The 14,774-nt window shown below is 58.1% G+C and carries 11 protein-coding genes; 8 read left to right on the forward strand and 3 right to left on the reverse strand.

The window, feature by feature from the left end; genetic code table 11:
- The first annotated feature begins 3 nt into the window (after positions 1-3).
- From OHL20_RS07445 to OHL20_RS07470, 6 genes are all read left to right on the forward strand, one after another.
- Complete coding sequence (locus OHL20_RS07445) at positions 4-1,431, forward strand: GDSL-type esterase/lipase family protein (protein ID WP_263382568.1); 1,428 nt, start codon at positions 4-6, stop codon at positions 1,429-1,431.
- Between the two features lie 17 nt (positions 1,432-1,448).
- A complete protein-coding gene (locus tag OHL20_RS07450) occupies positions 1,449-2,921 on the forward strand; it encodes a GDSL-type esterase/lipase family protein (protein ID WP_263382569.1) in 1,473 nt (490 codons plus the stop codon).
- Positions 2,896-3,132: a phosphopantetheine-binding protein gene (locus OHL20_RS07455; protein WP_263382570.1), complete on the forward strand. Its 237-nt coding sequence runs from the start codon at positions 2,896-2,898 to the stop codon at positions 3,130-3,132. Before OHL20_RS07450 ends, OHL20_RS07455 begins: the two co-directional genes overlap by 26 nt.
- Entirely contained in the window at positions 3,132-4,079 is a 948-nt protein-coding gene (locus OHL20_RS07460; protein WP_263382571.1) for a 3-oxoacyl-ACP synthase III family protein, read from the forward strand. Before OHL20_RS07455 ends, OHL20_RS07460 begins: the two co-directional genes overlap by 1 nt.
- A 110-nt stretch (positions 4,080-4,189) precedes the next feature.
- A complete protein-coding gene (locus OHL20_RS07465) occupies positions 4,190-5,308 on the forward strand; it encodes a glycoside hydrolase family 1 protein (protein ID WP_263382572.1) in 1,119 nt (372 codons plus the stop codon).
- 121 nt (positions 5,309-5,429) lie between these two features.
- Positions 5,430-7,301: an SAM-dependent methyltransferase gene (locus OHL20_RS07470; RefSeq protein WP_263382573.1), complete on the forward strand. Its 1,872-nt coding sequence runs from the start codon at positions 5,430-5,432 to the stop codon at positions 7,299-7,301.
- Here the strand turns inward: OHL20_RS07470 and OHL20_RS07475 are convergent.
- Both OHL20_RS07475 and OHL20_RS07480 read right to left on the reverse strand, forming a co-directional pair.
- On the reverse strand, positions 7,298-8,494 hold the full coding sequence (locus OHL20_RS07475; RefSeq protein ID WP_263382574.1) for a glycosyltransferase: 1,197 nt from the start codon (positions 8,492-8,494) through the stop codon (positions 7,298-7,300). The two genes, OHL20_RS07470 and OHL20_RS07475, sit on opposite strands and share 4 nt — an antisense overlap.
- 17 nt (positions 8,495-8,511) lie before the next feature.
- Positions 8,512-9,282 carry a PIG-L deacetylase family protein gene (locus OHL20_RS07480; protein ID WP_263382575.1) on the reverse strand — a complete coding sequence of 257 codons (771 nt, stop codon included), beginning with the start codon at positions 9,280-9,282 and terminating at the stop codon, positions 8,512-8,514.
- A gap of 470 nt (positions 9,283-9,752) precedes the next feature.
- On the opposite strand from OHL20_RS07480, the gene glf reads away from it, so the two are divergent.
- Both glf and OHL20_RS07490 read left to right on the forward strand, forming a co-directional pair.
- Positions 9,753-12,047: a UDP-galactopyranose mutase gene (glf, locus tag OHL20_RS07485; protein ID WP_263382576.1), complete on the forward strand. Its 2,295-nt coding sequence runs from the start codon at positions 9,753-9,755 to the stop codon at positions 12,045-12,047.
- A 139-nt stretch (positions 12,048-12,186) separates the two neighbouring features.
- The gene (locus OHL20_RS07490) at positions 12,187-13,533 is read left to right on the forward strand and encodes a D-arabinono-1,4-lactone oxidase (RefSeq protein WP_263382577.1); all 1,347 of its coding nucleotides are present in this window, start codon (positions 12,187-12,189) and stop codon (positions 13,531-13,533) included.
- Positions 13,534-13,550: 17 nt separating this feature from the next.
- Here the strand turns inward: OHL20_RS07490 and OHL20_RS07495 are convergent, their stop codons facing one another.
- Positions 13,551-14,639, reverse strand: a complete 1,089-nt coding sequence (locus OHL20_RS07495) for a DNA topoisomerase IB (RefSeq protein ID WP_263382578.1) — start codon at positions 14,637-14,639, stop codon at positions 13,551-13,553.
- Positions 14,640-14,774 lie beyond the last annotated feature (135 nt).

The following is a 14,774-nucleotide window of genomic DNA, read 5'->3' on the forward strand; positions in this document are numbered from 1 at the left end:
GCCATGCGATTCCCTCTCAAAACTGCGCTCACGTTTACGACTTTTATTCTTGCCCTGGTTGCGTGGCGACACTGGAAGGATCATGACAAGGGGATTGCTCCGGCGATCTTTGCGGAGGCGTGGCAGCTTCGGCTGCATCGCTCCCCTGCTGCGCCGGTAGTGCCGCTTCCCCAGCAGGAGCAGCCGCTTGAGGCTACCGAGACGACGCACACGAATCAAACTGTTCCTCGACCAGCTTTATCGACCTATCTGTTCGATGATTCGGGGGCGCTGGATTCTTTCTTCGGGGCGCTTGGACAGCTCAATGCGCCTGCAAGTGACAAGGCCCGGCATGTGGCGATATTGCATTATGGCGACTCGCCGACTACGGCTGATTTGATTACGGGCGATGTGCGGGCGCTGCTGCAGCAACGGTTCGGCGATGCTGGACATGGCTACTTGCTGATCGCAAAGCCCTGGGCCTGGTATGGGCACCGCGATACGGATATTACGGGGCATGGCTGGACGATCTCCACGGCTGTGGGCAAGATGCGGGCGGATACGTATGGGACCGGCGGAGCCAGTTTTCAGGGAGCAGCGGGCGGGGCGAGCAGCCACATCACGCTGAAGGATGCGGCGCAATCGAGCATGGAGCTTTCGTATCTTGCGCAGCCGGAGGGCGGCAGCGTGCTGGTGACGGCGGATGACGCTGCGGGTGCGGGGCAGCCGGTGGCTACGATCTCGACTGCTTCGGAGACTCGGGAGCCGGCGTGGAAGTCGGTTGAACTGCCTGAGGGAACGAAGGCGGTCGACATCAAGGCAGGAACCGGGCATGTGGAGCTGTTTGGAGAGACGTTCGAGAAGGCCCAGCGCGGCGTGCTGTACGACAGCCTGGGACTGAATGGAGCCTCGACGACGGTGCTTTCGCGGGGGTTCAATCCTGAGATATGGGCGGCGGAGTTGCGGCATGATGCTCCGGCTCTGGTGATCATCAACTACGGCACAAATGAGAGCAGCTTTGGGTCGTTTGTGGACAAGCAGTATGAGGGCGAGCTGCGGACGGCGATCGGGCGCATACGGAATGCGCTGCCGAACGTCTCAATCCTTGTGATGAGCCCTATGGACCGCGGAGAGCGAAGCGGGATCGACGAGATCGTCACGATGGGGACGATTCCGCGGATTGTGGCGATCCAGAAGCGGGTGGCGGCCGATACACGCTGCGCATTTTTCGATACCTTTAATGCAATGGGTGGCGATGGAACGATGTCGCGCTGGTATACGGGCAAGCCGCGACTGGTGGCGGCAGACCTGATCCATCCAACCCCGCAGGGAGCGTCTATCATCGCACAGATCTTCGTGAAGAACCTTATGGTGGGTTTTGACGCCTACAAACCGCACCCGGCTACAGCGCCCGTTACGGATGACGGGACGAGGCAGGCTGTCCAGCCATGACCGTTCGATTGGGCCCCTTGCAGAAAACTTTCGCTGCGTTGCTGCTGACGATGCTTCCGGTGTCCGGTGTCGCTGCGACGAGTAAGAAGGCGCATGCTCCGGTGGTTGCGGCGCATAGCCACAAAGCTACGATCACGCACAAAGCCGTTGCAGCCCGTGCGGGTACGCATGTTGTGGCGGCGAAAGGCAGGAAGGGACGCATTCCGCGAACGCTGCGGACCATTCCGGTGAGTCCAGCGGTTCGTGAGAGGGCGGTCGACCGGGTTGAGGCGGAGCTGACCTCGACGGCCAGCTCGCCCTTCCTGTATCCAAGTGCGCTGAATCGCTTCTTCAAGGCGCTGGGGGCTGAGCAGGCGGAGCACGCGGCTGGTGGAACGGAGCCGGCTTCGCAGACGGTCCGGATTCTTCAGTTTGGCGATTCCCATACGGCTGCCGATATCTTTACAGGAGCGATGCGGGCGCACATGCAGCAGCAGTTTGGCGATGGCGGTCTTGGTTTCCAGTTTCCAGGCCATCCGTTTGCCGGATACCACCTTGCGGGTTCGCTGCGGTCGCAGTCGGCGGGATGGTTTACCGAGGGCAACCGGTTTACGGCGCTTGGTGATGGCGATCTTGGGATGGGCGGGATCAGCATCGAGACGTCCCAGCCGGAGCAATCGATTACGCTTGAGACGACGTGCACGACGCTGCAGCTTCATTTTCTGCAACAGCCGGGTGGCGGCAGACTGCAGTTCTCAGACAACGGCGCGGTGATCTCGACTGTAGCGACGGGAACGGATGCCGATGCAGTGAGTGGTGCGAGCGCGGGGACCTTCAGCTACTCGTGCACGGCGGGGACACACGACTTCGAGTTCACAACGCTGGATCATGCGCCGGTCAAGCTTATGGGGCTGGTCTCGGAGCAGCCGGGCGTGACCTACGAGTGCCTTGGGATCAACGGAGCGGTTGCGCCGCTGATGCTGCGCTGGAACCAGGCGCTGTTTGCGAACTATCTGCGCCAGCGTGATCCGCAGTTGATTGTTCTTGCATACGGGACGAACGAGGCAGGCGGCTCGGCGGAGCACCTTGAGGGATATCCGGCGGATTTTGACCGGCTGCTCGACAACTTGCATCGCATTGCGCCGGATGCATCGGTGCTGGTGCTTGGCCCGGCAGACCGGTCGATGTCGGGGTCGGCGGGTAGAGGACGGCGGGCATGGCATCCGTTTGCGGGGACGGAGCGTATTATCGCCATGCAGAAGGAGGCATGCCGGACGCATGGCTGCACCTTCTGGGACACGCGTCGACGGATGGGCGGCTTCGGGTCGATGCAGCAATGGGTCGCTGCAGGATGGGGTCAGCCAGACCGGACGCATCTTACGGGGACGGGATATCGCGCACTTGCGGATGCGCTTTATGCGGACCTGATTCACGCGTATAACCTCTATCAGCAGCACCCGGAGATCCCGGTACAGGAGAGCAGCAATGGACAAACGCGCCGGAATCCTTAAAGTTTTACACGCTGTAGCAGAGAACGACTTTGAGCCGAAGGACGATGAATCGCTTTTCACCTCGGGCATGCTTGACTCCTTTGCGCTCACTGATTTTGTGGTGGGACTGGAGAAGGAGTTCTCCGTCAAGATTCCAGATGGGGATATGACGGCGCGGAAGTTCGACACCGTACTGAAGGTGGAAGAGTACCTGGCGGCGAAGGGAGTTTAATGGCTTTCCTCCGCGGATTCGGCGCGTATCTGCCGGCGAGGGTTGTTACGAACGCAGAGCTTGCGCCGCAGTTGGGCACGGAGCCTGAGTGGATCCTCAGTGTGTCGGGCATCGCCGAACGACGCTATGCCGAAGAGGGCGAGACCGTCGCCAGCCTTGGAACGCGCGCGGCTGTCGATTGTTTGGAGCGATCGGGTCTGCAGGCCTTGGACCTTGGGATGATCCTGGTATCGAGCGGTTCGAGTGAGCGATTCTGCCCGGGTCCGGCGAGTCTGATTGCTGCGAATCTTGGACTGACAATGACGCCTTCGATTGATCTGCCGATGGCGAGTGCGGGGTCGCTGGTGGCCCTGGCAATGGCGGCGCGGCTTGCTCCATCTATGGGCCATATTCTTGTGATCGGCTCGGAGATTATGTCGCGGCGTGTGGCACATACGCCTGAGGGAAAAGACACGGCCATACTTTTCGGCGACGGTGCGGGAGCATGTATTGTCAGTCCGGATGAAGGCTTTGCGATGATTGCGGACTCCTGCATCTTTACCGATGGGAACATCGCTGAAGCGCTTGCGATTGAGGACAATTTGATCCACATGGACGGCGCGGCGATCATCCGGCATGTATCGCGGAAGTTGCCGCAGGCGATTGCTACCGTGCTTGAGCGGAACAACATTACGGCGCAGAGTGTGGGAACCTTTTTGCTGCACCAGGCGAATCTCAATTTGATTGTGAGGATTGCGAAGTCACTAGGTGCTCCTGCGGAGCGATTCTTTGCGAACATTCAGCGCTATGGCAATACGTCGTCTGCGTCGATGTTGATTGCGGCGGCCGAGTGGTGGCAGGAGGCGAGTGGCGCTGTTCGAGAGCCGTTGGTGCTGGCCGCCTTTGGAGTTGGGCTGAACTGGGGGGCGGTGCTTGCGCTTCCGCCGGAGACGCTGGGTTCACAGTAGTTCTGTGCTATCAACACCGCAACTGTACGGTTCCGTTCTGCTGCGTTACCCTCTTCGATGTGACAGTATCTGACGGCTCTTCTGCTCGACCCCTCTTCCAAAGCTTCTTTATGGGTGGCTTCGAATGTGCGACGCATCAACGGCGCGATCGTACACGGCTCGACGTGCTTGCGACGACGGGGCACGACCAGCGCTGCGCCGAAGATTATGCGCTGCTCGCCGAAGCCGGTGTAACGACAGTGCGCGATGGTCTGCGCTGGCACCTGATTGAGAGGGTGCCATATGTGTACGACTGGGCAAGCTTTCTGCCGATGCTGCACGCGGCGCAGCAGACGGGCACACAGGTGATCTGGGATTTGTGCCACTGGGGCGTGCCGGAGGGGCTTGATCCATTTTCGGATGAGTTTCCGGAGCGCTTTGCGCTCTATGCGGCGGCAGCGGCCACGCTGGTGCGTGAAGAGAACATGCGTGCGGAGATTACCTCTCCGCCGATCTATTGCGCGATCAATGAGATCTCATTCTGGTCGTGGGTGGGGGGCGACGTGGAACACTTTCATCCTTATGGTGAGGGACGCGGGCCTGAGTTGAAGCGACAGCTTGTGCGTGCGTCCGTTGCGGCGATACAGGCGGTGCGGGCGGTCGATTCGCGCGCTCGCTTTGTGCAGGCGGAACCAATCATCCAGGTCTCCGAGGATGTAGAGGAGCCGGAGGCCATCGCGAATGCGGAGAAGCATACGGCGTCCCAGTTTGAAGGCTGGGACATGCTCGCCGGACTTCGCGATCCTGAGCTTGGGGGCGGCGACGATACGCTCGATATGATCGGGGTGAATTATTACTGGAATAACCAGTGGGTTCACGAAGGAGATCGAACGCCTCCCGGACACCCGCTGCATCGTCCACTGCACAGGATGCTTGCGGAGCTTTGGGAGCGATACCGGCGGCCTATTCTGATCACTGAGACCGGCGCGGAGACTGGGCCTGACGTGGGCTGGCTAGGCTATGTGAGCGCAGAGGTTCGACAGGCGCAACGGATGGGCGTTCCGATCCTTGGCATCTGCCTGTATCCGGTAATGGATTACCCGGGATGGGATGACGAGCGACACTGCGAGTGTGGCTTGATTGAAGTGGACGAAGACTGGTCGACACGCAGTTTGCGGACGGAACTTTGCGAAGAGTTGCGCGCTCAGCAGCAGATTACTCCGGCGACGATGCACGGAAAAGCTGGATAGACCTCAGGCGTGTAAGTCTCATCCAAGCGTTTTTCTGCATCCAAGCAGAAAAGCACCTTCTGGAACGACGTGCCGCGTCAGCGATGGCCTGATCCCGTTGCCCTGTATGTCAGGAGTTCGCATGTCCGATTTGCAGCAGAATGGATCATCGACGGTGGCGACCACGTTTCCACTGCGGGAGGCGCAGACAATCCAGGTGCGGCCGCGGGTCAATGACGCGAATGGACATGCCTCCAAGAGCACCGGAAAGCTACAACAGAAGGCGACGGATCTGCTTGCGGCGGCACAGCAGTTTGCCGATGAAGTAGCGGCTCGCCCGAACGGCGGCGAGGTTGCCGCTCCGCTTGCCGACCTGCAGAGCATGGCAGAGTTGGGTCTGCTTGTAGCTCCGCTACCATTGGCTTATGGCGGACTTGGACTGGGCACAGAGGCGGGCGGGCACCTGATCCTGTTGAGGATACTGGCGGCGATCGGCGGGGCCGACCTTGTGCTCGGACGATTGTACGAGGGTCATGCCAACGGTCTGATTCTTGTCGCGACGTTTGGAACTCCGCAACAGATCGCTACGGCTGCGCAGGACGCGCGCAATGGTTTGCTGTTTGGGGTATGGAATACAGGCGCGAAGGAGTTGCTTCGGCTTGAGGGTGGACCAAGCGATTACATCTTTCGCGGCGTGAAAAACTTTGCGTCCGGGGCAATGTTCGTCAAGAGGCCAATTGTTACGGCAGAGCGCGAAGGTCTTGGCTGGCAGATGACGATTCCACGGATGGAGTCAACGAAGGTTGCAGGCAGTGTTCAGTTTGATCCGGGCTTCTGGCATCCGCTTGGCATGGAGGGGTCGGAGAGCTACGGCGTCACCTTTACGGGAGCTACAGTTACAACAAACGATCTGATCGGTAAGCCTGGGGACTTCTACCGCGAGCCTTTGTTTCGGGGTGGCGCGATACGGTTTGCCGCCGTTCATGCGGGTGCCGTGCTGCGGCTGCACCGCATGTTTGCGGAATGGCTGGAGGCAGGTGGGCGCGGGGGCGATCCGTACCAGGTAGCGCGGCTGGGCGAGGTTGCACTCGGCGCGCAAGAGGCTGTGTTGTGGATTGAGCGGGCTGCGGCCATCGCGGAAGATGGATTGTCGCTCGATGCCGATAAGCTTAACTGTGAGCGGATGCTTGAATGCGCCAACATGACCCGGCTGGCCATCGAACGCGTTGCTACAGCCATGATGCAGCGGGTTGTTGCCGGAGTTGGAGCGCATGGACTTTTGCGGCCCAGCCGCTTTGAGCGGATTGTGCGCGACCTGACGATGTATCTGCGGCAGCCTGCCCCTGACCAGGCACTGGCCGATGTTGGTCGTGCGTCGCTACGTAAGACGAACCTTCGCTCGGACGGTGCTGGTAACGGGATGTGGCGCGGGCATCGCACGGAAGGCTCGCTGCCACCAGCGTATTTTCGCCAGATTTATGAACGTTCGCGTGATCCGTGGGGCTTTGAAACGAGTGAATATGAAGCGGGTAAATATGCGGTGACGCTGGAGAGTCTACCGCGCGAACGGTATGAAACAGCCCTTGAGATCGGGTGTTCTATTGGCGTTTTGACGAAGCGGCTTGCACCTCGCTGTAATTCTCTGCTGAGCCTCGACGTGTCGGAACGAGCGCTGGCTGCAGCTCGTGAGCGATGCAAGGGGTTGTCGCAGGTGCGCTTCGCACGTATGCAGGTGCCGCATGAGATGCCGGAGGGTTTATTCGATCTGATTGTGGTTTCAGAGGTCGCATACTACTGGCAGCGCGAGGACTTAGAGAGAGCGGCGAGCCTGCTTGCGGAGCGCCAGGCGGCTGGTTCCCATCTCGTGCTTGTCCACTTCACTGCTCCTGTGCCGGATTATCCGTTGACCGGTGACGAGGTGCATGACGCCTGGCTTGCACGATCGGAATGGGTGGGGGTGCGGCAGGAGCGGCGTGCAGGCTATCGGCTTGATGTACTCGAGCGCCGAAGCTAGCTTGCTGCTGCGCTTTCCGTAAAGGAAGGAACAACAGATGGCTTAACTGCGTAATCGCTCTGCGCTGCGCGCGCGCACTCAATGGCAGCTTTCAGGCTGCGCACAACTGAAGTAATTTCTCCATCGCGCTTACCCCGGAACGTAGTCTCGATCAGGGCATTGCAATCAATCTCTTCCAGGAATCGTGCAGTTGAGGTCCGCTCTCGATGGGCGGCGATGACGCGGTTCTGCCATGCTTCTGGATACGCCGTGACATCGGGCCGCCGATCCTGACCACACATGCTGCGAAGGTATTTCATGGAGCTGAACCGATGAGTCAGCCAAGCGGCTGAGGGGACGCGATGTCGTTCGCCGTGGTCGCTCATGTTTTGCCAGCACCGCAGTTGCTGCGAAAGTCCGATCTCAACACGGCCTTCCATGCGGGACGATGTGTAGACGACGACATCAGGGTCGTGACGGAGCCGAGCATCAACGCGGCGAAGCGCGTCTACGAAGGCGACATCCTCAAGAGGCTGGACCGGTGGCATGCCGCCGGCACGGGCGTAGATCTCTGGCGTGCATGCGAGCGAGGCGCCGAAGTGTTGCAGATGACGCGGCCACGGATCACCATGTTGCGGATCGAGGATCGCCTCCAGTTCAGCGACTAGCTGCTGGTACTTCCGATCGAGCAGGTACGCTCGTCTCGCTCCGTCTGGCAGGGACTCGACATCGCCGGATTTCAGGTGAATGGCTCCCCCGACTGCGTCTGCGCCACGCTCGAGAGCTCGCAGATTTCGAACGATCCAATCCGGGGCGACGAGGGTGTCTGAATCCGTGGACAGAATGGCATTGACCTTATGAAGGGTACCTCTAAGCCGGTGCCAGGCAGTATCCATCAGGAGTCTGCGTGCTGTGCCGACGTGAGCGATTTCAGGTGAAAGTGTCCTCTCACAAATGTGTAGCGCGATCTGGGGATGAGCCTGTTGCCATTGCCTGGCAACCAGCGCAGAGCCGTCAGTGCAGTTATTCAGCAGGAGCAGAATTTCAAAGGTGTCAGCGGAGAGCTGGACTCCGGCAGTATCGACCTGCGCTGCCATGGCGTTGAGTGCAGTCGGCAAGGATTGCTCTTCGTTCCGCGCTGGAACGATGACGCTCACCCGACACTTCGGGTGCGACGTGTCATCCGAGAGGGGGGGACCGGGGTGGAATGCCATGAAGTTCATCGAACTGTTTAGTCCCTTTGATCGTTCCTTCTGCCATGTGGTTTCGAGGCCTGCCAGGCTGCGTTGGCCCACAGGCGCTCTCGCCCTGCGTATCGGATGCAGAATTGAGCTATATCGTCTGTAACAGCATCGTCGATTTGTGAGTCGTAGCAGAGTGCAGCGCGGCGTTTGCGCGACACAGCGTCGCGAACCTCACATGGATCGGCAACGAAGACGGGCGTCAGACCAGCGACACAGGAGTCGGCAGCGGTTTCGATGAGGTCGGCAGCTCCGGGCCGTGCGGCGTAGGGCAGGTCTTCGTAGAAGGCGCATGGCTGGGACATGAGGCCTACCTCTGCGAGTGCAGCGTCTCGTGCGGTGGCGTGGTCTACATGATTGCCGAGGGCAAGCGGCAGCACAAACGCATCTGCCTTTGTGCCGCTGAAGACGGTGTGCAACTTCGCGAACGCCTTGTCCGTTGGGCGCACTGGCAACGTACATACTTCGTCGAGCGCGCAACGCAGGCGCAATGGAGCGTCCTTGAGGTTCACATCATGCATTCGCAGGCGGGGGCCGAGTTGCCGCTGCCAGGAATGGTCCTCGCGGGCTCGCAGCGCGGTGACGTAGGAGAGGCGATCGTTCGGGTGGAGCGAGTCGCTGTCAGAGAAAGGCGCGTACTCACTACGGGTAAAGCAGTTAATGACTTCGACACTATGTCCTTCGGCAATCCACGCAATGATCGCTAATGTCAGCGAAAATGCTGCGTCATCCCGATGGGGTGACACGACAACAATCTTCACGATGACCTCTTTCCAAGATCGTTCCCTATCTGCTCTTGCGCACGTTCATGTTGGGTGCCTCCCGCAGATTACATTGTTCCGCGTGAAATTTGGACCGGAGCAAAGAAGGATGGAACTCGGTTGCCTGCAGTATCCAACTCCGAAGCAGCCTTTCCCGTCCTAGACTGCTAGGCGCTACATCCCTAGTCTAGAACGCCGCACGTTGAGCGCTGAACGACATCTCTGAACAGAGGCCACTCTTGGAAAGCTCTTCGTCACTGCCATCGAAAGCGGCATCAACTGTACCTTCCAGCACGTACGAAAACCAGCCCGATTTGCTTTGTTTCAGCCATTTGCGGTGGCATTTCGTCACACAACGACCCCAACACCTGCTCTCACGCGCATCGCACGATCGACGTGTTTTTTATTGGGAAGAGCCTATCTGGCATGCGACAGGCGAACTTCCATCGCGCCCTAATGGCGAGTTGGGAATGAGCCTTGAGGTGATGCAGGTGGGTCTGTCGCTATGGGTTATCCGCCCGCATATTACCTGGGGCATCGAATTTGAGGTTGGGCAACGCGCCCTGCTTGCTGAACTGCTTGAGCAGTTCGCGATTCGGCATTACGTTTGCTGGTATTACACGCCAATGGCGCTCGGCTTCTCGAACCATCTGAAGCCCGAGGCGACTGTTTACGACTGCATGGATGAGCTATCTGGATTCTTAAATCCCCCCCCTATGCTGGGTGTTCGCGAGCAACAACTCTTTGCGGCTGCGGACGTTGTTTTTACGGGTGGGATCAGTCTCTTTGAAGCGAAGCAGAAGCAGCATCATAATGTGCATGCGTTTCCTAGTTCAATAGAGATTGAACATTTTGCGCAGGCCAAGAGCGAGCAGATCGCGCTACCAGCAGATCAGAAGGATATTGCTCATCCGCGTGCCGGATTTTACGGCGTCATCGATGAGCGGTTCGATGTCGCTCTGCTAGCCGAGATCGCCTTGATGCGGCCGCATATCCATTTCATCATGCTTGGTCCGGTTGTGAAGATTGATCCGGCTGCTCTACCGGAGGCGGCCAACATCCATTATCTCGGCAGTAAGAGCTATGGCGAACTACCGGGCTACCTTGCAGGTTGGGACGCGGCGTTGATGCCGTTTGCGTTGAACGACGCGACGAGGTTTATCTCGCCAACGAAAACACCGGAGTACCTCGCTGCTGGTAAGACGGTAGTTTCGACACCTATCCGCGATGTTGTTCGCGGCTATGGTGATGCCGGACTTGTGGCCATCGCGGACAGTGCGGAGAAGTTCGTGACGGCTCTTGATCTTGCGCTCGAACCTCAAACGGAAAGTTGGCATAAAGCTGTGGTGCAAAAGCTGGGTGAGAGTTCGTGGGATAGTACGTGGGCCGCGATGCGGGATGAGATCGATCGAGTTAGAAGTAAGTCGGTACCTTTACTCCCGTCGACTTATGAGCGAGATATAGCGAAAGATCATCAATCTGAGCTGAGTGCATCGCACGCGCTCACTCCCGTCCTGGCCACGCTGCGAATCGATGGGCTAAACTCTCGAGCGGAATTGTATGCTAGCTCGCGGACCCATCGACATAAACAACAGTATGACTACCTAGTTGTAGGTGCAGGATTTGCGGGCAGTGTGCTTGCAGAGCGCATAGCGTCTCAGCTTGGCAAGCGTGTCCTGATCGTCGATAAGCGAGATCACATCGGCGGAAACGCATACGACTTTAAGAATGCTGACGGCATCCTTGTGCATCAGTATGGGCCACATATTTTTCACACGAACAGTGATGCCGTCGTTTCTTACCTGTCGCAATTTACGTCGTGGCGACCTTATGAGCACCGAGTGCTGGCTAGTGTTGATGGTCACCTTGTACCGGTGCCCATCAATCTGGACACGATCAATACGCTCTATGGGCTTAGTCTAGACGCCGCCGGGATGCAGGCGTTTTTGGACGAACGTGTCGTCGCGTCCCCGTTTATACAGACTTCAGAGCAGATAGTAATGAGTCGCGTGGGCCGGGAGCTTTATGAAAAGTTCTTCCGGAACTACACACGCAAACAGTGGGGGCTTGATCCCTCGCAGCTTGATGCGAGTGTTGCCGGGCGAATTCCTGTTCGTCTCGATCGTGATGACCGCTATTTTACCGACACCTTTCAAGCGATGCCGCTGAAGGGCTACACGCGGATGTTCGAGCGCATGCTGGATCATTCCAAGATCACGATTCGGACTGGCACCTCGTATGAGGAGGCGCTGCGGCTATGCCCTGACGCGAAGGTGATCTACACCGGGCCAATCGATGAGTACTTCGGCTTCCGCTATGGGCCTCTGCCGTATCGGTCGCTCGAGTTCAAACATGAGACCCATGATGTTGAGATTTATCAGGCGGCTCCGGTGGTCAACTATCCCAACGAACACAAATACACGCGGGTGACCGAATTCAAGTACCTCACGGGACAGCAGCACAAGAAGACAAGCATCGTTTACGAGTATCCGCAGTCGATGGGCGATCCTTACTATCCCATTCCGCGGCCGGAGAACGCGTTGCTATATGCGAGATATCGTGAACTTGCTGAGCAGGATGGGAATGTCCATTTTTGTGGACGGCTTGCAAACTATAAGTATCTCAACATGGATCAGGTCGTGGCACAGGCACTCGCAACCTATCGCAGGATCGCGAAGCAGGAGAGTGTAGCGTTTGCTCCCCTTGAGGCTGCGAGCAATCTTACAGCTGCGGGTGAGCTTGAGGCTATCGCTCAGTCGGTTTAGAGCTGAGCTTGAATATGCAATACCAATGGGCAAGGTGACCTATCCAGACTATGGAGTTGGCAGCTTGCCCATTTAGTTCACTATGAGTACCTTTATCCTGATTAGCCTTGCAATCGTTTGAATGCACGAGAGGTTTGACATGGATAAGCGGGACTTTCTGAAGACGACTGGAGCCTTGGTGGCCGGAAGCATACTTTCAAGAATTGCACCGGGACAGGCGGGAACCAGTGCGCGGACCAACTGGGCCGGCAATCTGACCTACAGCACGGATCATCTCGATCTCCCGAATAATGTGGAGGACGTGCGGCGCGCCATTGAGAGCCATCCGCACTTGAAGGCGCTGGGAGCACGGCACTCCTTCAACAATATTGCGGACAGCACGGAAGACCAGATATCTCTTAGGCATTTTGACCAGATTGAACTGGACGCTGCAGCACGGACGGTGACGGTAGGCGCTGGCGTAACCTACGGGCAGCTTGCGCCTTATATCGATAGCCGCGGCTTTGCTGTGCACAATCTTGCTTCATTGCCACATATCTCTGTTGTGGGTGCGTGTGCAACGGGTACGCATGGCTCGGGCAGCAGGAATGGCAACCTATCCACCGCTGTGCGTGCGATGGAGATCATCACGGCAAATGGGGAGACGGTGATTTTCTCGCGTGAGAAGCTAGGCGACAAGTTTTTGGGCACCGTGGTTGGTCTTGGAGCGCTTGGGGTGATTACGCGAATCACGCTTGCGGTCGAGCCGACCTTTCAGATGACGCAGGTTGTCTATGAGAACCTCTCCTTCGCACAGTTGGAGCATAACCTGGAGGCCATCTTCGGAAGCAGCTACAGCGTCAGCCTTTTTACGGACTGGCAGAAGCATCGGGCTACCCAAGTGTGGCTCAAGCGACGAGTCGATCAGACGGCGTCCGCGCAGCTTCCACCTGACTTCTACGGCGCGACGCTGGCGACGCGCAAGATGCACCCGATCTACGACCATCCCGCTGAGAACTGTACAGACCAGATGGGGATTCCGGGCCCCTGGTATGAGCGGCTGCCGCACTTCAAGATGAACTTCACGCCGAGCAGCGGGGCGGAGATACAGACGGAATACTTCGTTCCCCGAGAGAAGGGGTATGAGGCCATTCTTGCGGTCGAAGCGTTGCGCGATCAGATTACGCCGCATCTTTTCGTGACCGAGTTTCGGACCATAGCCGCTGACGATCTATGGATCAGTCCCTGCTATCAGCGGCCCTCCATGGCGCTTCACTTTACCTGGAAACCGGAGTGGCCGGCAGTGAAGAAGATCCTGCCGCTTATTGAAGCAAAGCTTGAGCCGTTCCAGGTGCGTCCACACTGGGCGAAGATGTTTACCCTGGCCCCGGCAACACTGCAATCGCGTTACGCGAAGCTGCAGGCCTTCAAAAAGATTGTTGCTGAGTATGATCCGAAGGGTAAGTTTCGTAATGAGTTCCTGAGTAAGAACATCTACGGAGTTTGAATTACGTAGATGCTGAGTCAAGCCCTGACCGTGGTTCGTTTCTGCTGAAGCAGGTGCATCACCATGGTCTCCTCGCGCCGAAGATCATGCTTGCACTGAGCGTCCTCGGGAAGCTGGACACAGGTCTTGAGGATGCCGACCATCGAGCCACCCATATAGTGTTGAAGCACTGCTGGATGGATGTAGCACTTACGGCAGACCGACACGGTGTTGCCAAGCCGCTCGGCCACTTGCTTGATCGCCTGCACCACATTCTTCTTGGCCTGCGATTCAGATTCGAACGCTTCAAACTCCTGCAACGTCATACAAGCAAGGACTGTCCCAGCCCAGGTGCGAAAATCCTTGGCGGTGAAGTGGCCATCTGCAATCTCCTGCAGGTATTCGTTCACGTCTGCAGAATCGATGGTGCGGTGATCTCCTTCGGGGTCGATGTACTGGAAGAGTTCGTAGCCGGGCAGGTCCATGCAGCGTTGTACGATCTTGGCAAGCCTGCGGTCGCTGACGTCGATGGCGTGCTGGACGCGGCTCTTACCGAGGAAAGTGAAGGTAACCGTCGCGCCGTCGACTTGCACATGCCGGTTCCTCATCGTGGTAAGGCCGTAAGACTTGTTGCTGCGCGCATACTCCTCGTTGCCGATGCGGATCAAGGTTGTCTCCATGAGGCGCACGATGGTGGCAAGCACCTTGGCGCGAGGCAGACCGGGGAGTGAGAGATCATGCTCTACTTTTTGACGAATGCGTGGCAGAGCCTCCCCAAATATCAACATGCGCTCATACTTCGTCTCGTCGCGCACCTCGCGCCAATGCGGATGATAACGGCTCTGTTTACGGCCCTTCACGTCGCGGCCCGTGGCCTGCAGATGGCCCTTGGGATTTGGGCAGATCCACACTTCACTCCATGCTGGTGGAATGACCAATGCCTTGATGCGAGCGAGCGTTTCCTTGTCGCGTACTGGTGAGCCGTCAGCATCGACGTAGCCAAAGCTCTCACCCCGACGGCGCCGTTGGATTCCTGGCCGCGTGTCTGATACGTAGCGCAACCCTGCGGCCTTTGCTGACTCAACAGGATCCACGACGATCTCTACCGGCTTAATCTTTTTCGACATTGTGCATCCCCGTAAAGCTACGTACGGGAGGTTTGGATGCAGACCGTGGCATGGAAGGTCTCCGCGGGAATTTTCATTGGTAGCCTCATGCTGCGGCTCAATCGTTCGCATACACTGTCATCAACGATCCATGAC

Origin of the sequence: Granulicella arctica (assembly GCF_025685605.1) — a bacterium.
GTDB classification, from domain to species: domain Bacteria; phylum Acidobacteriota; class Terriglobia; order Terriglobales; family Acidobacteriaceae; genus Edaphobacter; species Edaphobacter arcticus.

Coding starts and splice junctions, on each gene's coding strand:
- OHL20_RS07475 (WP_263382574.1), bottom strand. CDS start 8,494: ATGGCATTCCACCCCGGTCCCCCCCTCTCGGATGACACGTCGCACCCG.
- glf (WP_263382576.1), top strand. CDS start 9,753: ATGAGCCTTGAGGTGATGCAGGTGGGTCTGTCGCTATGGGTTATCCGC.
- OHL20_RS07465 (WP_263382572.1), top strand. CDS start 4,190: ATGGGTGGCTTCGAATGTGCGACGCATCAACGGCGCGATCGTACACGG.
- OHL20_RS07460 (WP_263382571.1), top strand. CDS start 3,132: ATGGCTTTCCTCCGCGGATTCGGCGCGTATCTGCCGGCGAGGGTTGTT.
- OHL20_RS07455 (WP_263382570.1), top strand. CDS start 2,896: ATGGACAAACGCGCCGGAATCCTTAAAGTTTTACACGCTGTAGCAGAG.
- OHL20_RS07490 (WP_263382577.1), top strand. CDS start 12,187: ATGGATAAGCGGGACTTTCTGAAGACGACTGGAGCCTTGGTGGCCGGA.
- OHL20_RS07495 (WP_263382578.1), bottom strand. CDS start 14,639: ATGTCGAAAAAGATTAAGCCGGTAGAGATCGTCGTGGATCCTGTTGAG.
- OHL20_RS07470 (WP_263382573.1), top strand. CDS start 5,430: ATGTCCGATTTGCAGCAGAATGGATCATCGACGGTGGCGACCACGTTT.
- OHL20_RS07445 (WP_263382568.1), top strand. CDS start 4: ATGCGATTCCCTCTCAAAACTGCGCTCACGTTTACGACTTTTATTCTT.